Here is a 22,663-nt window from a genome sequence, read left to right as displayed (position 1 = left end):
GATGAATTTTCATGGTTACCCGTAGGGGTTTCCTGACCGGAGCCGGTGTCATCGCCGGCGGTTCGGCCCTGGCCGCCTGCGCACCCGCTGCGCAGACCACCGGGGCCGCGGATGGAACGTCGACAAGCATCGACCAGGTGAACCTGGCCGGTCAGACGGTGCCGTTCGACGGCCGACATCAGGCGGGTATCGCCACCCCGCACCAGTCGGGGCTCAACCTGGTGGCGTTCACGGTCCGGCCCGGTGTGGACCGCGACGGCATCATCCGCCTCATGCGTCTGTGGACGGAGGATGCCCGCCGGCTCTGTGCGGGGCAGACCCCTCTGGGCAGTCTGGAACCGGAGATGGCAGTCAATCCCGCCAACCTGACCATCACGTGTGGTTTCGGCTCCCGCCTGTTCGACATCGCGGGGATTGCGGATCAGCGCCCCGACTGGCTGCACCCGATCCCGGCCTTCGAGCGGGATCAGCTGGATGACAAGTGGGGCGAGGCTGATCTGGTTCTGCAGGTCTGTTCCGATGATCCGGTCACGCTCAGCCACGCCACCCGGCACATGATCCGGGCAGGTGTGGATTATGTGGGCACCCGCTGGTTCCAGAGTGGGTTCCTCAATGCCAATGGCGTGCTGGATAAGAAAGCGACGCCACGGAACCTGTTCGGTCAGAAGGATGGCACCGTCAATCCCCGTACCGAGGAGGAAATCCAGCATGCAGCCTGGATCGAGGAGGGGCCGGACTGGGCCATCGACGGTTCGGTGATGGTGGTGCGGCGCATCGCCATGAACCTGGACACCTGGGAGATCCTCGACCGAACCTCCCGGGAGGTGTCGGTCGGGCGCACACTCGACACCGGCGCGCCACTGACCGGAACCGACGAGTTCGATGACCCGGATTACTCCGCAACCGACTCCTACGGGCTGCCCGTCATCGACCCGGTCAGTCACATGGCCAGGTCGAAACCCGCCGAGGGGCACCCCGAACAGGTCATCCTGCGCCGGGTGTACAACTATGATCTCGAACCGGATCCCACCTCGGAGGAGCTGTCGAATGCCGGTCTGGTGTTCATCTGCTTCCAGAAGAACCCGGACCTGCAGTTCACCCCCATCCAGAAACGCCTGGACGAGGCGGACCGCCTCAACCAGTGGATCACCCATATCGGATCCGCGGTTTTCTTCATGCCCCCGGGAACCGATCCCGATGATCCCGAGAGGGATGAGTTCTGGGGAGCCGGACTGCTTCAGGCATAGACGGACACGGTAGGATGATCCACGACAGTTGACCGGCCAGGTCACCGCCTGCCCGCCGGGGCACCCACACCGGGTACCCCGCGGGCAGGTTGGTCTACCCGGGGTCCCCGGCTCAACTGCGCACCTTGACATTGGTGCTCCGGCGGCCAGGTATGCCGCTGGTGCACATGAGCGCACGAAGGAGCGCAAATTTCGTGAACACCTCCGTAACCACCCACGAACTCGTGGAATTCGAAGTACCCGCCGGCATCGCCATCGGTCAGGCCATGCGGGAGCTCAACCTGCCGAACAAGGGCGATGATGCCATTGTCTGTGCAAAGGACACCGAGGGGCAGCTCAAGGACCTGTCCCATGTGCCGGAGGAGACTGCAACGTTCACAGCAGTTCCCGCCAACAGTGAGGACGGTCGGGCCGTCATCCGCCACTCGTGCGCTCACGTGCTGGCCCAGGCCGTCCAGGCTGAATTCCCCGGTACCAAGCTGGGCATCGGTCCCGCAATCGAGAATGGCTTCTACTATGACTTCGATGTCGCGGAGCCCTTCACCCCGGAGGATCTCAAGACCATTGAGAAGCGGATGAAGAAGATCATCAAGACCGGCCAGAAATTCGAACGCCGTGTCTACGAGTCCACCGAGGCGGCAGCCGCGGAACTCGCCGATGAGCCGTACAAGCTCGAGCTGATCCAGGACAAGGGCAATGTCGACCCCGATTCCGATGAGGCCACCGAGGTCGGCGCGGGTGAACTGACCGCCTATGACAATGTCAACCCGCGTACCAATGAGGTCGAGTGGTCTGATCTGTGCCGTGGTCCCCACATCCCGACCACCCGGTACATCCCGGCCTTCGCCCTGACCCGGTCGTCCGCCGCCTACTGGCGTGGCGATCAGACCAACGCCGGACTGCAGCGCATCTACGGCACCGCCTGGGAATCCAAGGAGAAGCTCGACGAGTACCAGACCATGCTCGCCGAGGCAGAGAAGCGCGATCACCGTCGTCTGGGCACCGAGCTGGACCTGTTCTCCTTCCCCGATGAGATCGGGTCCGGTCTGCCGGTGTTCCACCCCAACGGTGCCATCGTGCGCCTGGAGATGGAGGAGCACTCCCGCCGTCGCCACATCCAGGCCGGGTACTCCTTCGTGAACACTCCGCACGCCACCAAGTCTGATCTGTTTGAGAAGTCCGGCCACCTCGGTTTCTACAAGGAGGGCATGTTCCCGCCGCTGCAGCTCGACGCCGAGTATGACGCCGAGGGCAACCAGACCAAACCGGGCCAGGACTACTACCTCAAGCCCATGAACTGCCCGATGCACAACCTCATCTTCGACTCCCGTGGCCGGTCCTACCGTGAGCTGCCGCTGCGTCTGTTCGAATTCGGCACCGTCTACCGGTATGAGAAGTCCGGTGTGGTCCACGGACTCACCCGTGCCCGTGGTTTCACCCAGGATGATGCCCACATCTACTGCACCGAGGATCAGCTGGAGGAGGAACTGACCTCCGTGCTGGAGTTCATCATCTCCCTGCTCAAGGATTACGGCCTGGATGATTTCTACCTGGAGCTGTCCACCAAGGATCCGAAGAAGTTCGTGGGTGACGATGAGATCTGGGAGCGCTCCACCGAGATCCTGCAGCGCGTGGCCACCAACTCCGGCCTGGACCTGGTTCCGGACCCCGAGGGTGCAGCCTTCTACGGCCCGAAGATCTCCGTGCAGGCCAAGGACGCCATCGGCCGTACCTGGCAGATGTCCACCGTGCAGCTGGACTTCAACCTGCCTGAGCGCTTCGAGCTGGAATACACCTCCCCGGACGGGTCCAAGCAGCGCCCGATCATGATCCACCGCGCGCTGTTCGGTTCCATCGAGCGTTTCTTCGGCGTGCTCCTGGAGCACTACGCAGGCGCCTTCCCGGCGTGGCTGGCCCCCCACCAGGTGGTTGGCATCCCCGTCGCCGAGGATTTCATCCCGCATCTGGAGAAGGTCGTCGACAAGCTGCGTGCCCGTGGTTTCCGTGCCGAGGTGGACACCTCCGACGACCGCATGCAGAAGAAGATCCGCACCCACACCACCGGCAAGATCCCATTCATGCTCCTGGCCGGTGGTCGGGACGTGGAGGCCGATGCGGTGAGTTTCCGTTTCCTGGACGGCACCCAGGTCAACGGTGTGCCGGTCGATGAGGCTGTTGAGCTCATCTCCACCTGGATCCTGGAGCGGAACAATACACAGCCGAGCGAGGAAACCATTGCAGCCCTCAGGTGACCACCACCCGGGCGCGGGGGACACCACTGACGCCACAGACACCGCGGAGCACCGGGTCTACCTGGACCGCGGTGTGGGTACCCCGGATCGCCTCGAGCGTATCTGGGCCCCCTACCGGATGAGCTACATCAAGACCCATCCGCGTAGCAGCGATGCAGCCGCCGGTGAGGCCGATCCGGTGAAGCGGGATCCCTTCCTGGAGGTCCCGAAGATGTCGGATGAGGATGGTCTCATCGTGGCCCGTGGTGAGCTGGTGTACTGCGTGCTCAACCTGTATCCCTATAACGCCGGGCACATGATGGTGGTGCCGTTCCGCAAGGAACGTAACCTGGAGGACCTCACAGCCGGGGAATCCGCCGAGCTGATGCTGTTTGTCCAGACCGCCATCCGGGTGCTCAAGACGGTGTCCAATCCGCATGCCGTCAACGTCGGTCTCAACCTGGGCAAGGCCTCGGGTGGGTCGGTGGGGGATCACCTGCACGTGCACATCGTTCCACGCTGGTCGGGTGATGCGAACTTCATGACGATCATCGACGGCACGAAGGTGCTGCCCCAGACCCTGCGACAGACCCGTGCGCTGCTGGCCGGCGCGTGGGGTGAGCTTGACGACGCCCCCGGCGTCACCGACCCGACCCTCACCTCGGCGGTCACCACCGTACCCGGGCCGGAGGTGGACTGATGTTGGGAGTACACGGACGTAAACCCGCCCAGGTCCTGGTGGAGCCGGTGGCCCGGTTCATGATCCGACTGGGGGTCACCCCCAACCAGTTGACCGTGGTGAGCGCCTCCCTGACGGTGTTGGTTGCGGTGGTGCTCATCCCCACGGGGCATCTGGTGTGGGCGGCGATCCTGACGGGGTTGTTCGCAGCCTTCGACATGATCGATGGTACGGTCGCCAGGATGCAGGGGGGTGGCACGAAATTCGGTGCCACCCTGGATGCCAGCTGTGACCGGATCACCGATGGTGCGCTCTTCGCCGCTATCACCTGGTGGCTCGTGTACTCCCATGATGCGCCGAAGTCACTGGTGGCGGTGTCCCTGGTGTGTCTGGTGTCCTCCCAGATCATCTCCTACGTCAAGGCCCGCGGTGAGGCCTCCGGTTTCACCATGGACGGTGGTCTGATCGAACGCCCCGAACGGTTGATCATCAGCCTCGTCGGTCTCGGTCTCACCGGTTTCGGTGTTCCCCATGCCATTGATGTGGCACTGTGGATCCTTGCTGTGGGAAGCGTGTTCACCATTCTGCAGCGTCTGATCATCGCAGGACGGTCACCCCTGGCGGGTGAACGCATCAAAGCGCCCCGGGGAGCGCGGGCCGAATACAGCGATGTCACCGGTGATCCATCCCCGGAGGGCCAGCACTGACACCCCAACCAGCCAAGGAGAAACGGCGAATGAGCATGCGTGAGGTCCTGCGTGATGTCCTGCGCGGGGAGAATCTCTCCGCCATCGGTTACCTCGCCGGTTGGCGGTTGGTCCGGGTGCTTCCCCTCCCGGTGGCCCGGAGGCTTTTTGATGCGGGGGCGGATCTGGCCAGCCGCCGCGGCCGGGGCATGCCCACGCTGCGGGCCAACCTCGCCCGCGCGGTGGGCGCGGATAATGTCACTGACCAGCTCGTTCGGGACGCCACCCGTAGTTATGCGCGGTACTGGATGGAGGCCTTCCGTCTGCCGTCGATCGCCGGGGACCCGGACCTCCACCGTGTCCTGGTGGCAGGGTTGGTGGGGCGGGAGCATCTGGATGCCTCGATCCACAGTGGGCGCGGCATCATCCTCACCCTCCCGCACACCGGTAACTGGGACATTGCCGGGGTGCTCCTGGTGGCCTACCACGGGCAGTTCACCACGGTGGCTGAACGCGTCCGGCCGGAAGCGCTCTTCAATGCCTTCGTGGAGTTCCGCGAATCGCTCGGTTTCGAGGTCATCCCCCTCACCGGGGGCGATGCCCCGCCGTATGAGAGACTGAAGGCCGTGCTCGAATCCGGTGGCGTGGTGTGTCTGCTGGGGGAGAGGGATCTCCGGCACACCGGGGTACGCACCACCTTCTTCGGGGAGGAGACCTCCATGCCCGCAGGGCCGGCCCGCCTGGCGATGGAGACCGGTGCCTGCCTGCACGTGGTGCACTCCTGGTTCGAGGGCGAACGGTGGGGTTTCAGTATCTCCCCGGAACTCGAGGTGGACAATCTGACCGACACCGTCCAGCGCATCGCCGATCTCTTCGCCACCAACATCCGGGAACACCCGGCCGACTGGCACATGCTGCAACCGCTGTGGTTCTCCGATCTGGATCCCGACCGTGGCCCCAACGGTCCCCGAGCGGGGGAGTAGCCCCGTGCGCATCGGTATCGTATGCCCTTATTCCTTCGACGAACCAGGTGGGGTTCAAGCACACATCCTTGATCTTGCCCGGGAATTCATCGCCCAGGGCCATGAGGTCCGGGTGCTCGGCCCCTGCAGCGCGGACACCGACATCCCGGGTTTCGTGGTGCGCGGGGGACGCAGTGTCCCGGTGCCCTACAACGGATCGGTCGCACGTCTGAGTTTCGGGCCCCGGATGATGCGGATGACCCGACGGTTCATCCGCGAGGGCGACTTCGACATCCTCCACATCCATGAACCCAATTCCCCGAGTTACTCCATGGCTGCCCTGTTCATGGCGGAGGGTCCGATTGTAGCGACCTATCACGCATCGAGTTCCTCCTCCCGCCTCCTGCACCTGGTGTTACCGGTGTTGCGGCCGCAGCTGGAGAAGATCCGGGCGGGGATCGCGGTCTCCGAGATGGCCCGCCGGTGGCAGGTGGAGCAGATGGGAGGCGATCCGGTCCTGATCCCCAACGGTGTGGACACCTCGCTGTTCGCCCGCGCGCGCCGGGCCGGGAGCAGGGCGGATGAACCCCCGGAGATCGTCTTCCTGGGCCGCATCGATGAATCCCGCAAAGGTCTGGACATCCTCCTGCGGGCCCTGGCACGCCTGGACCGGGAGGTCCGCTGCACCGTCATCGGCGGTGGCTCCCCACGGGAGGTGGACGGTGTTGATTTCGTGGGGCGGGTCAGCGATGCGGAGAAGGCCGAGATCCTCGGCCGGGCCGATATCTACGTGGCCCCCAATACCGGTGGGGAGAGCTTCGGCATCGTGCTGGTCGAGGCCATGGCCGCTGGTTGTGCGGTGGTGGCCAGCGACCTGGAGGCCTTCTCCCTGGTGGTTGATTCCGAGTCCGACACCCCCGCCGGTCTGCTGTTCACGACCGGCTCGGACGCGGACCTCGCGGAGAAGCTCCGGGTGCTTATCGACGCCCCGCCCACCCGTGCCGCGCTCGTGGCAGCGGGGCAGCGACGTGCCGTCCACTACGACTGGTCGACGGTGGCCGAACGAATCATGACGGTCTATGAGACGGTGTCCACCGGGGAGAAGGTGCGTCTGCGGTGATCACCGTCGTCTATCTCCTCATCGCCGTGGTGGTCACCGCGGTGGCGCTGTGGGCATACAGCACCGCCCAGCGCCTCAACCGGTTGCACATCCGCACGGATTCCGCCCGGCAGGCTCTCGGTGCGGCCCTCGACCGCCGTGCGGCGCTGGTGGGTGCCCTGATCCCCGAGGCAGCCGACGCGGCGCGCCGGGCCGAGTCAATCCCCCTGATCTACTCCCGTTTCGAGGACCGTTCACGGGCGGAGCGCCGGATCTCCGAGGTGATCCTGGCCCAGCCCACCCCGATCCCCGAGGCATTGGTAGACGCAGCAGCGCGGGTGGAGCTGGCGCACCGTTTCTACAATGATGCCGTCACCGACACCCGGAATCTCCGCACCCGGGTTCTGGTCCGGGGCCTGCGTCTGGGGGGGTTGGCGCCTCTGCCGGAATATTTTGAGCTGGTGGACACCGACATCGTCGAATGATGTGATCTAAGTTTCCTGAAATTAAAACAGGTGGCCTTTAACACCTCGCTTAGACGAACGTTTATCATGAGCTGGTTAGGATAACTATTGCATCACAGATACCAGGAGGCTGTTAGCCATCGTGTCAGCACCAACAACCAACGCCGCCCCCCGCGCCAAGACCGGTTACGCCGACAGGTTCAAGGGTGGCGTCATCATGGACGTGGTCAACCCTGAGCAGGCCCGCATCGCAGAAGCCGCCGGCGCTGTCGCCGTCATGGCACTGGAGCGCGTGCCCGCCGATATTCGCGCACAGGGTGGCGTGTCCCGCATGTCCGACCCGGACATGATCGACGGCATCCTCGAGGCCGTTGACATCCCGGTCATGGCCAAGGCCCGCATCGGCCACTTCGTCGAGGCGCAGGTTCTGCAGTCCCTCGGTGTTCACTTCATCGACGAGTCCGAGGTGCTCACCCCGGCTGACTACGCCAACCACATCGACAAGTTCGCCTTCGAGGTCCCCTTCGTCTGTGGCGCCACCAACCTGGGTGAAGCTCTGCGTCGCGTCAACGAGGGTGCCGCCATGATCCGTTCCAAGGGTGAGGCCGGTACCGGTGATGTCTCCAACGCCGTCACCCACATGCGCACCATCCGCGCTGAGATCAACCGCCTGACCTCCATGGCAGAGGACGAGCTCTATGTCGCAGCCAAGGAACTCCAGGCACCGTACGAGCTCGTCGTCCACGTTGCCCGCGAGGGTAAGCTCCCCGTCCCGCTGCTCACCGCCGGTGGTATCGCCACCCCGGCCGATGCGGCGATGATGATGCAGCTGGGTGCGGACGGCGTGTTCGTCGGCTCCGGCATCTTCAAGTCCGGCAACCCGGAGCAGCGCGCCCGTGCCATCGTGGCCGCCACCCAGAACTACAATGACCCGGACACCATCGCCCGTGTCTCCCGTGGTCTCGGTGAGGCCATGGTCGGCATCAACGTCGATGACCTCCCCGTCTCCCACCGCCTAGCTGAGCGCGGCTGGTAATCGGTGATCATCTCTGGATGATCAATGCCCTGCGAGGATATCCTCGCAGGGCATTTTTGCGGTGGTGTTCCGGAATCTAGTTCACAGACTCGACAATCGCGTCCGGGTCATAGGGCTGACCCATTGTCAACAGCAGCGTGAAGACGATCGCGACGAGCACGAGGATGATCAGGATCGACCGCGCCGGGTGGCGCACCAGCTGGGCGAGAACCTTATCGGGGAGGGTGGTCGGCTGTTCCTCCGGGGAGGTGAAACGCCACCCCTGATCCAGGATGCCCTTACGGTCCGCCCACAGGGTGAAGGGCAGGGCTGCCCACGGGATGACCGAGACGAGCAGGCCCACCGCGCCCTGGGCGAAGGTCCACCGGTTGTTCACCCACACGGTCACCGTGATGACGGCGAAACAGAGGAAACCGAATCCGTGGACCCCACCGGCGATGGGGGTCACGGCATCCGTGACTCCGCTGTACTTGAGGACCATCCCTATGATGAGGAAGGTCCAGGTGAACATCTCCAACCAGGCGGCGGCCCGGTGCAACATTTTCGGTGACATGGCCCTAACCGTAATCCAATGACCGCCCTGATACCGCACCCGTCCCGCGCCACGTACTACTCTGTGTGAGTAACCTCACCGCACCAACCTCACCGTCTTGTCAGAAGATGCGAAAGAAAATGGAGCCGACGTTGAAGCCAATTGAATACATCCTGGGACTGGAGGAGATCGACCGCGATATCTACCGGGGTCCGGTGGTGGAGTCCGCGCTGTCCCGCACCTTTGGTGGCCAGGTGGCTGCCCAGACCCTCGTTGCTGCAACCCGGACGGTCGATCCGGAATTCGCCGTGCATTCGCTCCACGGTTATTTCCTCCGGGCGGGTAAATCCGACCGGCCCACCGTGTTCCTCGTCGACCGCATGCGCGATGGCCGGAGTTTCAGTTCCCGCATGGTGCGGGCGATCCAGGATGGGGAGACCATCTTCAGCATGCAGGCCAGTTTCCACCGCCGTGGTGATGAGGGGATTGAGCACGCCGACACCATGAGGGACATCCCCGGACCCGACGAGATCGAGCGCTACACCGACCACATGGCGACCAGCTCCCGCAGGCTCCTCGAGGAATGGTCGGACTGGGACATCAGAGTGGTGCCACCGACCGCCTATGAGCACAACCCGCACACCGCCACTGAGCAGGTGGTGTGGTTGCGTTCGAAGGCCGAGCTGCCCGATGATCCAACGTTCCATGTGTGCACCCTGGCCTACATGTCGGATATGACCCTGCTGCCCGGCGCCCTCGCCCCACACCCCGGGGCCAAGGTGCAGATGGCCTCGCTGGATCACGCCATGTGGTTCCTACGTCCCTTCCGCGCCGATGAGTGGCTGCTCTATGATCAGCGCTCCCCGTCGGCAGGTAGTGGCCGGGCGCTGACACACGGTCGTCTCTTCAACCAGCAGGGTGACCTCGTGGCGATTGTCAATCAGGAGGGGTTGACCCGGACCCTGCGTGAGGGGGCCAGAGCGCTGCCCATCGAGGACCTCGATCCCAACGAGGGTTAGGTATCGGGGGCCGGGGTCTTTTCGTCGATAAGCACCCGGTGAGAACCGGTACGCTGACAGATATCGGTGGGGTTACGGTCAGCGCGGGTGACCACCGCGTATAATCGGGGAGGTTCCAACTACCACCCCCACGTCCAAGGGGCGTTGACCGGGCCCGCTCCCCGTTGTTTTCCCGGGTTGAGCCGGGCGTGCGATGTCAACGGCCATTCCGGGAACCCCCGGTGGACGATGGCGGGACGAACGACGAAAGGGAGCATATGGCTGGCCACTCCAAATGGGCAACTACCAAGCACAAGAAGGCCGCGAACGATGCCAAGCGTGGCAAGGAGTTCGCCAAGCTGGTCAAGAACATCGAGGTTGCAGCCCGCATGGGCGGTGGAGATCCCTCTGCCAACCCCACCCTTGATGACATGATCAAGAAGGCCAAGAAGGCGTCGGTGCCCAACGACAACATCGAACGCGCCCGCAAGCGCGGTTCGGGCGAAGAAGCCGGTGGCGCCGACTGGGTTCCCATCATGTACGAGGGCTACGGCCCCAACGGTGTCGCCGTGCTCATCGAGTGCCTCACCGACAACCGCAACCGCGCGGCCACCGAGGTGCGCACCGCCATGTCGAAGAACGGCGGCAACCTGGGTGAGACCGGTTCCGTGTCCTACATGTTCACCCGCACCGGCATCGTCCAGGTGAAAAAAGGTGAGCTGACCGAGGACGACGTGCTCATCGCGGTCCTCGAGGCCGGCGCCGAGGAGGTCAATGACCTGGGTGAGGTCTTCGAGATCACCTGCGAGCCGACCGACCTGGAGGCCGTCAAGGCCGCGCTTGTCGACGCCGGCATCGAGATCGAGGACGCCGACTCCGACTTCCGTGCCTCCGTCGAGGTTCCCCTCGACGCCGAGGGGGCCCGCAAGATCTTCCGTCTCGTGGATGCCCTCGAGGATTCCGATGATGTGCAGAATGTCTACACCAACATCACCCTCAGTGATGAGGTCCTCGCGGAACTCGAGAACGACGAGTAACCCGCCGGGAGCAGTCCCCACCCCGCCAACCACCACCGTGGATGGCGGGGTGATCGCAATTATGTGCTAAAAATTAAGGGATAGCTATCCATGGGCGGAACAGGTGCACAGATGAATCATGAGGGTCTACGGGTGATGGGCATTGACCCCGGCCTGACCCGCTGTGGCCTGTCCGTCGTGCAGGCGGGACGCGGACGTACGGTCTACCCGGTGTCCGTCGGCGTGGTCCGGACCCCCTCGGATGCCGAACTCGCGGACCGGCTGCTGCGACTCAGCCAGGCTGTGGGGGAATGGATGGATGATTACACCCCGGATGTGATCGCCATTGAACGTGTCTTCGAGCGCGGTAATGTCTCCACCGTCATGAACACCGCCCATGCCGTGGGCGTGCTCATCCTCGCTGCGGCCGAACGGGGACTGCCGGTCCACATGTACACCCCCAGTGAGGTCAAGAAGGCCATCTCCGGCAACGGTCGGGCGGACAAGAAACAGATGACCGTCATGATCACCCGCATCCTGGGCCTCGCGGAGGCTCCGAAACCCGCCGACGCCGCCGACGCCCTGGCACTGGCGGTGTGCCACTGCTGGCGCGCACCACTGCTCATGCGCACCAGGATGACCGCCGTTGATCTGGAACACCGGCGCCGCCAGTACCAGGGCAAACTGGGGAAGGCGAAGTCGACCCTGAATGCCAGGAACAACGCCCAGGTGACCGGGGATGCACAGGTCCGCGCAGGACACCCCAGCCAGTTCGAACGGCCCGACCGTGCCGATCCCCGGTGAGCCACCATCGTCTATACCCTTTTAACATCTCAGGAGAAACCCCATGATCGCCTCATTGCGCGGAACCGTCATCAGCATTGGGCTGGGGACGGCGGTTATTGAATGCCAGGGGGTCGGCTATGAAGTGACCACCACACCCACCACCCTCGCCCGCCTGCAGCGCGGTGAGGAGGCAACCCTGCTGACCACCATGGTCGTGCGGGAGGATGCCATGAAACTCTACGGGTTCATCGATGACCAGTCCCGGGAGATGTTCGCGCTGCTGCAGACCGTCACCGGCCTCGGGCCACGTCTGGCGCTGGCCTGTGAATCCGTGCTCACCCCCCTCGAGATCGCCCAGGCGATCGCCGGCGGTGACGCCAAAACCCTCCAGCGTGTCCCAGGCGTGGGTAAACGCATGGCAGACCGTCTCATCGTGGAGCTGAAGGACAAGGTCGCGGCCTACACCGTGGGCGTGGTCGATGACGGTGCCCCCACGGCCCCCACCCAGGGGGTGGCCCCTGTCGTGGTCGTGGATCAGGTGACCCAGGCCCTGACCGGATTGGGTTTCACCGAGAAACAGGCAGATGATGCGGTGGCCGCCGTCCTGTCGGCCGATCCGGGTCTGGACACCTCGGCGGCGCTGCGTGCCGCCCTGGCCAAACTCGGCGGGAAATAGGGAAGAGGAGCGAGTGCCGAAATGGGTGACGTGGAACGCACCGAATTTGAGATCCCGGGGGGCATTCCCCCACGGAGACACGGTGGAACCGGACGGGACCCGGATACCAGCGTGGATGCCAACATCCAACCGGATGATGTGGAGGCCGAGGTCACGCTCCGCCCGAGATCCCTTGATGAGTTCATCGGTCAGCCGAAGGTCCGCGACCAGCTGAGCCTGGTGCTCACCGGGGCGAAGAAGCGTGGCGTGGTGCCGGACCATGTGCTGCTCTCCGGCCCTCCCGGACTGGGCAAGACCACCATGGCGATGATCATCGCCCAGGAACTGGGCACCAGCCTGCGCATGACCTCCGGGCCCGCCCTGGAACGCGCGGGCGATCTCGCCGCCATGCTGTCCAACCTCATGGAGGGCGATGTCCTGTTCATCGATGAGATCCACCGCATAGCACGCCCCGCGGAGGAGATGCTCTACATGGCGATGGAGGATTTCCGCATCGATGTCATCGTGGGCAAGGGCCCCGGCGCCACCTCCATCCCCCTGGAGATCCCGCCGTTCACCCTGGTCGGTGCCACCACCCGCTCCGGTATGCTCACCGGGCCGCTGCGTGACCGTTTCGGTTTCACCGCCCAGATGGAATTCTATGACGTCGCCGACCTCACCCGCGTGGTCAAACGCACCGCACGGATCCTGGAGGTGGGCATCGATGCCGATGCAGCGGTCGAGATCGCCTCACGTTCACGTGGCACACCCCGTATTGCCAACCGGCTGTTGCGACGGGTGCGTGACTTCGCGGAGGTGCACGCCGACGGTCATATCACCCTCGGTGCCGCCAACGCGGCCCTGATCGTCTTCGATGTCGACGAACTGGGCCTGGACCGGCTCGACAGGGCCGTTCTCGACGCCCTCGTCCGTGGACACGGAGGTGGCCCGGTCGGAGTGAACACCCTCGCGGTGGCGGTCGGTGAGGAACCCGCAACCGTCGAGGAGGTCTGCGAACCCTACCTGGTGCGCGCCGGCATGATCGCCCGGACCGGTCGGGGCCGTGTGGCAACCGCCGCAGCCTGGCGCCACCTCGGTCTGGAACCGCCCGAGGGGACAATCGGGGACTATTAGGACAAACCCGGGTGGCGATGACGTGATGGATTCTGGCACACTCACTGATTATGGATATTCTTCTACTTCTCTTCCTTCTGGTCATCCTCGCGCTGCCGACCATCCTCATGAGTCGTCGTCAGCGTGCGAAGATGGCTGAGATCCAGAAACTGCAGGATGCTCTCCAGCCGGGTGACAGGGTGGTCACCACCGCTGGACTGCACGCCATTGTGGTTTCGGTATCGGAGGATCTCGTGGACCTGGAGATCGCCCCCGGTGTGGTGACTTCCTGGGAGAAGATGTCCGTGGTGCGTGTGGTTGCCCCGGCAGCAGGTAGCGCCCCGGCCGTCGACCAGGTAGACAACACCTCCACCAATCCTTTCGGTCAGGGAGCCTGGAACCCTGACCTCGGGCAGAACCACCCGGAGAACTTCGGCGACGTCGACGGCGATGACCGTCCCTCCGGTGCCCCGGAGACCCGCTGATCCACCATCCCCGCGCCCCTGTGCTGTCCTCTATGCACAGGGGTATTCGTTTTTCCGGCTGTTGGCAGCATTGACGGATCTCCCCGGGGGCGGGGGAGCGGTCCGGGGGCCGGGGTGCTCAAATTCACCGGGGCACACCCGGGTAAAGTCCACCGGATGGCGTACCATATTCGACGGTAAGCGCTCTATGACGCACTTTGTCCGATCGTGGTTGCGCGTGCGGAAAACCCTTCCACGCCGTGTGGTGGTGGTCCACCCCGTGGGTCCCACTCCCGCTGCAGCATCAACGGCATGACGATTCCCCGATCCGCAGGTCGGAATCCCGGGTAGGACCGGGGGCCTGGTGGACATGGGGATCCGATGGATCAATTTCACTAAGGAGACATACTTGGCTCGGCAGAAGAAGAGTGCCGTTAGTGCCTGGGAGGCATGGCCGAAACGCGCGATTGCGATTTTCGTCCTTATTCTCTTCGGCGTCTACGCGCTCGTATTTTTTACAGGTGATCGTTCGGCCACGCCGAAACTCGGAATTGATCTCCAGGGCGGCACCCGTGTGACCCTGGTCCCGCAGGGACAGGAACCCACCCAGGATCAGCTCAACCAGGCGCGCGTGATTCTGGAGAACCGCGTCAACGGCATGGGTGTCACCGGTGCCAGTGTGGTTGCCGATGGCAACACCCTGGTGATTACCGTCCCGGGCGAGGATGTTGCGCAGGCCCAGGCCCTCGGTCAGACCTCGCAGCTGTTGTTCCGCCCCGTCGGCCAGGCCGGCATGCCGGATATGACCACCCTCATGCCTGTGCTGGAGGACATGGCCAACCGCTGGGTTGAATACGGCGTCATCACCGAGGATGAGGCCAATACCGCGCTCGCGGAGATGCACTCCGCGGTCGTGGAGACGGAGCAGGCCGGGGAGGAGCCTGCCGAGACCGCCGGTGAGGCACCCACGGTGACGGCGGAACCCATGCCGGAACCGGCGAACTCCATCGAGGCCACGGAGCGTCGTCAGGAGATCACCGAGATGCTGCGCACCGATCGTCAGTCCACCGACCCGACGACCCAGATCGCGGCCAGCTCCCTCATGCAGTGCACCCCCGATGAGATGGACCCGATCGCGGGTACTGATGACCCACGTCTGCCACTAGTCGCCTGCGACCGGGCCAGCGGCGGGGTCTACATCCTCGACCCGGCACCCCTGCTGCAGGGGGAGACCGATGAGGAGGACGGTGCCCGTCTGACCGGTAATGAGATCGATACCGATCGTCCCATCACCGGTGGGTTCAATTCCCAGACCGGACAGATGGAGATCAACTTCGCCTTCAAGTCGGGTGCGGGGGAATCGGGTTCCGCCACCTGGGCGGCCCTGACCAACGAGTACCTCCAGCAGCAGATCGCCATCACCCTGGATTCCGAGGTCATCTCCGCACCGGTGATCCAGTCGGCCACCCCGGTGGGCAGCGCCACCTCCATCACCGGTGACTTCACCCAGGAGGAGGCCACGGAACTGGCCAACAACCTGCGTTATGGTGCCCTGCCACTGAGTTTCGCCGGTGAGAACGGTGAGCGCGGTGGCACGACCACCACGGTCCCACCCTCCCTGGGTGCGGCCTCCCTGCAGGCCGGTCTCATCGCCGGTGTCGTGGGTATCGTCCTCGTCGCCATCTTCGTCTTCGCCTACTACCGCGTGTTCGGCTTCGTCTCCCTGTTCACGCTGGTCGCGGCCGGTGCACTGGTGTACGGATCCCTCATCCTGCTGGGCCGGTGGATCGGGTATTCCCTCGATCTCGCGGGCATCGCCGGTCTGATCATCGGTATCGGCACCACCGCCGACTCCTTCGTGGTCTTCTACGAGCGCATCAAGGATGAGGTGCGTGAGGGCAGGTCCTTCAGATCCGCCGCCCCGCGCGCCTGGGAGCGCGCCAAGCGCACCATTGTCACCGGCAACATGGTCACCCTCATCGGTGCCGTGGCCATCTATCTCCTGGCTGTCGGCGAGGTCAAGGGCTTCGCCTTCACCCTGGGGCTGACCACCGTCTTCGACATCCTGGTGACCTTCCTGGTCACCGCACCCCTGGTAATCCTGGCGTCCCGCAAGCCGGTGTTCGCCAAGCCGTCTGTCAACGGCATGTCCCGTGTGTACAGGCTGGTGGACGAGTTGCGTGCCAACGGTGAACTCGATGAGTTGCATCATGTCGGTACGGTTGCCGCTCCTGCGACCGTCAGCTCCGGCACCCCCGGTTCTACTGAGAAGGAGCAGAGGTAAGTCATGAGCACCATCCACACACAGAAGAAGTCCCGGGGCACCTTCAACAGCCTCTACACCGGTGAGGGCGGCATCGACTTCATCGGCCGGTCCAAGCTCTGGTACTGGATCACCGGCATCCTGCTGATCCTGTCCGTCCTGTTCATCGCCGTTCGTGGGTTCTCCCTCAGCATCGATTTCGAGGGCGGAACCAAGATGAACATGCCGGCAGCCGATTACTCCACCGAGGCGGTGGAGGAGACCTTCACCGAGGCCACCGGGGTCACCCCGGAGCTGGTTCAGGTCGTCGGTTCCGGTGACGCCCGCATCCTGGAGATCCACTCCGAACGTCTCGGTGATGATCAGATCGAGTCCGCCCGCCTGGCGCTCTACGAGGAGTTCGAACCGGTCAACTCCGAAGGGGTGGCCACCCCGGATGCGATCGGTAATTCCACGGTGTCCGAATCATGGGGATCCACCATCACCGAGCGCATGATCATCGCCCTGGTGGTGTTCCTCGTCCTGGCGGCGATCTACATCAGTATCCGCCTGGAACGGGAGATGGCCATCGCTGCGATGGCCGCCCTCATTGTCGACGGTGTGGTCATCGCCGGTATCTACGCCGTCATCGGTTTCGAGGTGTCTCCGGCCACGGTCATCGGCCTGTTGACCGTGCTGACCTTCTCCATCTACGACACCGTCGTGGTCTTCGACAAGGTGCGTGAGAACACCGAGGGGTATGAACACTCGCTCCGCCGGACCTATGGTGAGCAGGCCAACCTGGCGGTCAACCAGACGTTCATGCGTTCGGTGTCCACCACGATCATCTCCGCCCTGCCGATCATCGCGCTGATGGTGGTGGCGGTGTGGATGATGGGTGTGGGCACCCTGAAGGACCTGGCCCTCATCCAGCTCATCGGTGTCATCGAGGGCACCTTCTCCTCGGTGTTCCTCGCCACCCCGATCCTGGTCTGGCTGAAGAACCGTTCGGCGGCCACCAAGCGTCACAACGAGGCCGTCGCCGCGGCCCGTGAGGGAAGGCTTGACGACGCCGAGGAGGTCCTCACACCGGCTGTCGGTGGGAAGCGCACCGTCGCAAAGCCGGTTGCCCCGGAGGAACCCGGCCAGCCGGGTGGAACCTGGCGCCCCGGCCGGAGCTGATCCGCATCCAGCACATCCCGTCACCATCACCCTTCCGGGTGAAGGTGGCGGGATTTATGCGTTGTGGGAGATGCTCAATATACTTGGGTGTCTTGACAACAACCGGGGCGAAGAGCGGGGAGAATAAGACGTGGTGAACAGGAAAGCGCCTGTGGCTGTTTCGCTGTCTGCGTGTGCCCTTTTGATGACCGCCTGCGGGGAGACGGTGGAGGAGCCCACCGCCCATGAGCAGCACCACTTCGGGTATGCCCTGAACTCACCGCTGGCCACCACCAATGCCGCCTCGCTCCTCGGGGTGGCCACCGACGCGGGGCTGTTGTCCTCCCGTCTGTACCCGGCGGTCTATGTGCAGGGCCCCTCGGGCCAGATGATCCCCAACACGGATCTGGCCACCACACAGGTGTTGCCCGGAGCCAACCGCCAGGTGATCTACACCATCAACCCGGAGGCCACCTACTCCGATGGTCAGCCGGTGGTGTGTGATGATTTTCTCCTTGCAGCCAAGGCCGGCATGATGCCGAGCGTGTTCGACTCCCACGTGCCGTTGGCCGCCCAGATCGAACGGGTGGACTGCCAGTCCGGTTCGAAATCGGCCACGGTGGTGTTCAAGGAGGATTACGGCAACAGGTGGCGTCACCTTTTTGATCAGGGCACGCTGTTGCCTGCCCATGCTATCGCGGAGAAGGCTGGGATCACCCTCGGGGAACTCAACCGGGCCCTGCAGGAGGAGGATGTGGAGGCGTTGGAGGAACCCGCCAGGATCTGGACGGAGGGGTTCACCCTGGAGAATTTCGACCCCGCCCTCCAGGTGTCCTCGGGCCCGTATGTGATCACCGGTGTCGGTGAGTTCGGGGAGGTGACCCTGGGGCGCAATGAGCACTACAGTGGCGATGCCGCGACACTGGACCAGATCGTGGTGTGGCCGAAGGGTGCGGATCTGGAGACGATCGCGCTGGCTGGCAACCTCCAGATCGCTGACATCGGATCGGGGGACACCGCCACCTGGGTCAACCGGGATGATCCGATGAACCCCTATGACATCTACAAGGAGATCGGCGTGCTCACCGAGCAGCTCACGCTCGCTTCAGCCGGTGTGTTCTACGGTGCCCCGGCCCGGCAGGCGTTTGCCGCCTGCGTTGACCAGCAGGCGGTGGCGGCGGCGTCGTCACGCGTCTCCGGCATCGAGGTCCCCGCGATCGGCGTGCACTCCGTGCGCGCACAGAACCCCGTGGGGCAGCAGCTGGGGGATCTGCCCGCCCGGAAGATGGCGGTGGACATCGGTACAGCCTCGGCGCTCGCCGGGACCACCGTGCGCATCGGTTACGACGGACCCGATGAGCGTAAGGCAGCCATGGTGGAGGCCATCCGGGCCAGTTGTGAGCCCGCGGGCATCACCGTGGTGGATGCCTCAGAGGAGGTGGTCAGCCTCAGGGATCTCAGCCGCACCGTGGTGACCGAATGGGGATATGAGCAGTATTACGAGGGTTCTCTCGATGCGGTGTTGCATGCGGTGGATCCCAGCCGGGAGTTCGCCACGGTGAACTCCACCGGTTCGGACCCGATCTCCACCCGGGAGACCGAGGAGCAGCTGTGGGCCGAGGTGCCCTCTATTCCGCTCTCAGCACAACCCCGCGTGTTCGTCATTGACCGCACTGTCGGTAACGTGGTGGTCAATACGGATCTCTCCGGAATTGGATGGAACATGGACCGCTGGTCCAGAAGTGAGGACTAAGAAGTGACCGAAACCGACATGGATAGCGGTAGGGACAGCGGCAACGACAGCGGCAGTGTCAACATGGCCAGGGCGCGTGTCGCCCTCACCGAGCACACCCGCTATGTGCACGATTTCCCTGCAGAGGGTGTCCTGTTCGAGGATCTCACCCCGGTACTGGCCAATGCCGAGGCCTTCGCCGCTGTGGTGGATGCACAGGCGGAGGCCGCCGAGGAGCTCGGGGCCGAGATCATCGGCGGGTTGGATGCCCGTGGATTCCTTCTGGGTTCGGCCGTGGCCTACAAGCTGGGTCTCGGTGTGATCGCCATCCGTAAGAAGGGCAAGCTGCCCCCGCCGGTGGTCACCCAGGATTATGACCTGGAGTACGGTTCCGCGGCGTTGGAGCTGCCCGCGGAGGGGTTGGATCTTGAGGGTCGGAGGGTTGTGCTCATCGATGATGTGCTCGCCACCGGCGGGACACTCGCGGCAGCACGTAAACTGATTGAAACATGTGGTGGCAATGTCACCGGTTATGTTCTCGCCATTGAGGTCGGTGGCCTCGGTGGTCGGGAACGTCTGGGAGACATCCCGGTCCATGTGATCAGGGATCCGCAGTAGCGGGAGTGAGAAAGGCGACGAACAATGAGTCTGGAGCGTAATCCGCAGAAGTCGACAATAGGTGTGCGCAGCATGTCGGCCAGGCTCGCCAGGAGTCTCACGGGTACGAGGATGCGCACCAATCCGGTGCTGGATCCCCTGTTGAGCATCCACCGGCAGTTCCACCCCAAGGCGGATGGGGCGGTGCTTGAACGGGCCTATTCCACCGCGGAACGTCTCCACGAGGGGGTGGTCCGTAAATCCGGTGACCCCTACATCACGCATCCCCTCGCCGTGGCGACCATCGCCGCGGAGATCGGCATGGACACCACCACGCTGGTGGCCGCCCTGCTTCATGACACGGTCGAGGACACCGACTACTCCCTGGACGATCTCACCCGGGATTTCGGGGAGGAGGTCGCCAGGCTTGTCGACGGGGTGACCAAGCTCGACAAGGTGGCCCTGGGAGCTGCGGCGGAGGCCGAGACGATCCGCAAGATGATCGTGGCCATGAGCCAGGATCCGCGGGTGCTGGTGATCAAGGTCGCCGACCGCCTGCACAACATGCGCACCATGCGTTTTTTGCCCCCGGAGAAGCAGGCCAAGAAGGCGCGTCAGACCCTGGAGGTGATCGCCCCGCTCGCACACCGTCTGGGTATGGCGAGCATCAAGTGGGAGTTGGAGGATCTCTCCTTCGCCATCCTGTACCCAAAGAAGTACGAGGAGATCGTCCGCCTCGTCGCTGACCGTTCCCCCTCCCGGGACAGGTACCTCAAGGAGATCATCGACCAGGTCACCGCCGGGTTGCATGACAACAACATCCCGGCCGAAGTGCTCGGTCGCCCGAAGCACTACTGGTCGATCTACCAGAAGATGATCGTGCGGGGCCGCGACTTCGATGACATCTTCGACCTGGTGGGCATCCGCATCCTGGTGGACAATGTCAATAACTGCTACGCCGCCATCGGCGTGGTCCACTCGTTGTTCAATGCGCTGCCGGGTCGTTTCAAGGATTACATCTCCGCTCCACGTTTCGGGGTGTACAAGTCGCTGCACACCACGGTCATGGGCCCGGGGGGCAAACCCCTGGAGGTGCAGGCACGGACCCATGAGATGCACTATAATGCGGAATTCGGCATCGCAGCCCACTGGCGGTACAAGGAGACCAAGGGCTCACACACCGGTGACCGCGAGGAAGTGGATCAGATGGCGTGGATGCGCCAGTTGCTCGACTGGCAGAAGGAGGCCGCGGATCCGAATGAGTTCCTCGACAGTCTGCGCTATGACCTGACCTCCAAGCAGATCTTCGTGTTCACCCCCAAGGGCGATGTGGTCAACCTCCCGGTGGATTCCACCCCGGTTGACTTCGCCTACGCGGTCCATACCGAGGTCGGCCACCGGTGTATCGGTGCGAAGATCAACGGCAAGCTGGTCGCCCTGGAGACCAAGCTGAAATCCGGTGACCGCGTGGAGGTGTTCACCTCCAAGGATCCCAACGCCGGACCGAGCCGTGACTGGCAGGATTTCGTGGTGTCCCCACGGGCGAAGGCGAAGATCCGCCAGTGGTTCGCCAAGGAACGCCGCGAGGAGTACCTGGAGGCTGGCCGTGATGCACTCGCCGCGGTGATCCAGCGCGGTGGGCTGCCCATGCACAGGTTGTTCACCGCGACCACGATGAAGAGGGTCGCCACCGAGCTGCACTACTCGGATGTGGATGCGCTCTACACCGCGATCGGTTCGGGTTCGGTCTCCGCGCAGCATGTGGTCAACCGCCTGGTGGCGATCTTCGGTGACCAGGAGGATGCCGAGGACGCCCTGGTTGACCGGACACCGTTCAGCGAACTGGTGGAATCCCGTGCGGCCACCGGCAACAATGAGAGCGGGATCCTCGTCGAGGGCAGTCCCGATGTGTTGGCCAAGCTGGCCAAATGCTGTATGCCGGTGCCGGGGGATGAGATCTTCGGTTTTGTCACCCGTGGTGGTGGTGTGTCCGTGCACCGCACCGACTGCACCAACGCGGAGAAACTCCGCGAGGAACCCGAACGCATGGTGCAGGTGGCCTGGGCCTCGGAGGGGCAGGGTTCGGTGTTCTCCGCGACGCTGCAGCTGGAGGCTCTCGACCGTGCCGGTCTGCTCTTCGAACTCACCCGCGTGATCAATGAACAGAAGGTATCGGTCACCGCGATGAACTCCCACTGTTCCGATGACCGTGTGGCCACCGTCCGCTTCACATTCGCGGTCTCGGACACCAAGCAGCTGGGGTCCCTGATGACCCAGTTGCGTAATGCGGAGGGTGTCTTCGATGTCTACCGGGTGACCTCAGGCGGATAGAAGGACTGAAGGCGCTGTCATTCCCGGATGGGATGACAGCGCCTTCCTCCTTTTTCCACCTGTTCGACTGTGAGCTGCAGGGCCGCCAATGACAACATCCCTCCCACAGACCGATTGGTATACGGCGTGGGAGGGATGGAGACCATGATCCCCGGGGTGTGACCTAGCGGTTAATGAAGCGGTCCAGGTTGCTGGCGAAGGTCAGGACGGTGGTCAGGGCACCGATGACTGCGGTGATGATCTTGATCCAGTCGTTGACATTGTCCATGTCGGAGGAGCCGCCACTCTGGGTGGTGCTCGGGGTTGCGGTGACGGTGCGGGTGGCAGTCTCGGTCACGGTAGGTGCAGCGCTGGTGGTGGTGGCTTCGGTGCTGGTGACCACGGTGGTGGTCTCGCCACCGTTGTTGACCTCGTCCTCTGCGAATGCAGGGGCGGTGAAAGCGGAAGCAGCGACGGCAGCAGCGGTACCAAGCGCGACCAGGGAGGTACGGGAGAAAATCTTCATGTCCTGGGTCCTTCGTGATGAGGGGCGGTGTTATCTAGTGCTCACTCTAACTGTGCATCCAGAGTGGTGCAAGCAAACTGTGATGGGGAAGTAGGGGAAATGTTATATAAGCTCTGCATCATGGGAT

General features: G+C 63.8%; 21 protein-coding genes. 19 read left to right on the top strand and 2 right to left on the bottom strand.

Annotated features, from left to right (window positions below):
- Window positions 1-11: 11 nt before the first annotated feature.
- From CE_RS08890 to pdxS, 8 genes are all read left to right on the top strand, one after another.
- Window positions 12-1,247, top strand: coding sequence for a Dyp-type peroxidase (locus CE_RS08890; RefSeq protein WP_006767784.1), 1,236 nt, complete (start codon window positions 12-14; stop codon window positions 1,245-1,247).
- 167 nt (window positions 1,248-1,414) lie between these two features.
- Window positions 1,415-3,499, top strand: coding sequence for a threonine--tRNA ligase (gene thrS / locus CE_RS08885; RefSeq protein WP_081447222.1), 2,085 nt, complete (start codon window positions 1,415-1,417; stop codon window positions 3,497-3,499).
- Between the two features lie 118 nt (window positions 3,500-3,617).
- Window positions 3,618-4,178 carry an HIT family protein gene (locus tag CE_RS08880; RefSeq protein WP_231295043.1) on the top strand — a complete coding sequence of 187 codons (561 nt, stop codon included), beginning with the start codon at window positions 3,618-3,620 and terminating at the stop codon, window positions 4,176-4,178.
- A complete protein-coding gene (pgsA, locus tag CE_RS08875; protein WP_006767780.1) occupies window positions 4,178-4,864 on the top strand; it encodes a phosphatidylinositol phosphate synthase in 687 nt (228 codons plus the stop codon). Before CE_RS08880 ends, pgsA begins: the two co-directional genes overlap by 1 nt.
- A 29-nt stretch (window positions 4,865-4,893) precedes the next feature.
- On the top strand, window positions 4,894-5,826 hold the full coding sequence (locus CE_RS08870; RefSeq protein ID WP_006767779.1) for a phosphatidylinositol mannoside acyltransferase: 933 nt from the start codon (window positions 4,894-4,896) through the stop codon (window positions 5,824-5,826).
- A gap of 4 nt (window positions 5,827-5,830) precedes the next feature.
- Window positions 5,831-6,925, top strand: coding sequence for a glycosyltransferase family 4 protein (locus CE_RS08865; protein WP_143758449.1), 1,095 nt, complete (start codon window positions 5,831-5,833; stop codon window positions 6,923-6,925).
- Window positions 6,922-7,389, top strand: a complete 468-nt coding sequence (locus CE_RS08860; protein ID WP_006767777.1) for a hypothetical protein — start codon at window positions 6,922-6,924, stop codon at window positions 7,387-7,389. Before CE_RS08865 ends, CE_RS08860 begins: the two co-directional genes overlap by 4 nt.
- A gap of 121 nt (window positions 7,390-7,510) precedes the next feature.
- The gene (gene pdxS / locus CE_RS08855) at window positions 7,511-8,404 is read left to right on the top strand and encodes a pyridoxal 5'-phosphate synthase lyase subunit PdxS (RefSeq protein WP_006767776.1); all 894 of its coding nucleotides are present in this window, start codon (window positions 7,511-7,513) and stop codon (window positions 8,402-8,404) included.
- A gap of 76 nt (window positions 8,405-8,480) precedes the next feature.
- On the opposite strand, the gene CE_RS08850 is transcribed toward pdxS, so the two are convergent.
- The gene (locus CE_RS08850) at window positions 8,481-8,957 is read right to left on the bottom strand and encodes a DUF3817 domain-containing protein (protein ID WP_035108832.1); all 477 of its coding nucleotides are present in this window, start codon (window positions 8,955-8,957) and stop codon (window positions 8,481-8,483) included.
- 131 nt (window positions 8,958-9,088) lie between these two features.
- On the opposite strand from CE_RS08850, the gene CE_RS08845 reads away from it, so the two are divergent.
- From CE_RS08845 to CE_RS08795, 11 genes are all read left to right on the top strand, one after another.
- Window positions 9,089-9,955 (top strand): acyl-CoA thioesterase, encoded by an 867-nt coding sequence (locus CE_RS08845; protein WP_035108831.1) that lies wholly within the window; start codon window positions 9,089-9,091, stop codon window positions 9,953-9,955.
- 257 nt (window positions 9,956-10,212) lie between these two features.
- Window positions 10,213-10,971, top strand: coding sequence for a YebC/PmpR family DNA-binding transcriptional regulator (locus CE_RS08840; protein ID WP_011075604.1), 759 nt, complete (start codon window positions 10,213-10,215; stop codon window positions 10,969-10,971).
- 111 nt (window positions 10,972-11,082) lie between these two features.
- On the top strand, window positions 11,083-11,754 hold the full coding sequence (gene ruvC, locus CE_RS08835; RefSeq protein WP_006767772.1) for a crossover junction endodeoxyribonuclease RuvC: 672 nt from the start codon (window positions 11,083-11,085) through the stop codon (window positions 11,752-11,754).
- A 43-nt stretch (window positions 11,755-11,797) separates the two neighbouring features.
- A complete protein-coding gene (gene ruvA / locus CE_RS08830; protein ID WP_006767771.1) occupies window positions 11,798-12,412 on the top strand; it encodes a Holliday junction branch migration protein RuvA in 615 nt (204 codons plus the stop codon).
- A gap of 21 nt (window positions 12,413-12,433) precedes the next feature.
- The gene (gene ruvB / locus CE_RS08825) at window positions 12,434-13,525 is read left to right on the top strand and encodes a Holliday junction branch migration DNA helicase RuvB (RefSeq protein ID WP_006767770.1); all 1,092 of its coding nucleotides are present in this window, start codon (window positions 12,434-12,436) and stop codon (window positions 13,523-13,525) included.
- Window positions 13,526-13,575: 50 nt separating this feature from the next.
- Complete coding sequence (gene yajC, locus CE_RS08820) at window positions 13,576-13,989, top strand: preprotein translocase subunit YajC (protein WP_006767769.1); 414 nt, start codon at window positions 13,576-13,578, stop codon at window positions 13,987-13,989.
- A gap of 388 nt (window positions 13,990-14,377) precedes the next feature.
- Window positions 14,378-16,252, top strand: a complete 1,875-nt coding sequence (secD, locus tag CE_RS08815) for a protein translocase subunit SecD (RefSeq protein WP_035108830.1) — start codon at window positions 14,378-14,380, stop codon at window positions 16,250-16,252.
- Between the two features lie 3 nt (window positions 16,253-16,255).
- On the top strand, window positions 16,256-17,392 hold the full coding sequence (gene secF / locus CE_RS08810) for a protein translocase subunit SecF (protein ID WP_006767767.1): 1,137 nt from the start codon (window positions 16,256-16,258) through the stop codon (window positions 17,390-17,392).
- Between the two features lie 184 nt (window positions 17,393-17,576).
- Window positions 17,577-19,124 (top strand): ABC transporter substrate-binding protein, encoded by a 1,548-nt coding sequence (locus tag CE_RS08805; protein WP_006767766.1) that lies wholly within the window; start codon window positions 17,577-17,579, stop codon window positions 19,122-19,124.
- 18 nt (window positions 19,125-19,142) lie between these two features.
- On the top strand, window positions 19,143-19,721 hold the full coding sequence (locus CE_RS08800; protein ID WP_006767765.1) for an adenine phosphoribosyltransferase: 579 nt from the start codon (window positions 19,143-19,145) through the stop codon (window positions 19,719-19,721).
- 24 nt (window positions 19,722-19,745) lie between these two features.
- Window positions 19,746-22,031: a RelA/SpoT family protein gene (locus tag CE_RS08795; RefSeq protein ID WP_006767764.1), complete on the top strand. Its 2,286-nt coding sequence runs from the start codon at window positions 19,746-19,748 to the stop codon at window positions 22,029-22,031.
- A 163-nt stretch (window positions 22,032-22,194) separates the two neighbouring features.
- On the opposite strand, the gene CE_RS08790 is transcribed toward CE_RS08795, so the two are convergent.
- Window positions 22,195-22,536, bottom strand: a complete 342-nt coding sequence (locus tag CE_RS08790; protein ID WP_006767763.1) for a hypothetical protein — start codon at window positions 22,534-22,536, stop codon at window positions 22,195-22,197.
- Window positions 22,537-22,663 lie beyond the last annotated feature (127 nt).

The organism is Corynebacterium efficiens YS-314, assembly GCF_000011305.1.
In the GTDB taxonomy this organism is placed as follows: domain Bacteria; phylum Actinomycetota; class Actinomycetes; order Mycobacteriales; family Mycobacteriaceae; genus Corynebacterium; species Corynebacterium efficiens.
The sequence above is the reverse complement of the archived record's forward strand: the minus strand, read 5'-3'. Positions and strand labels throughout refer to the sequence as shown.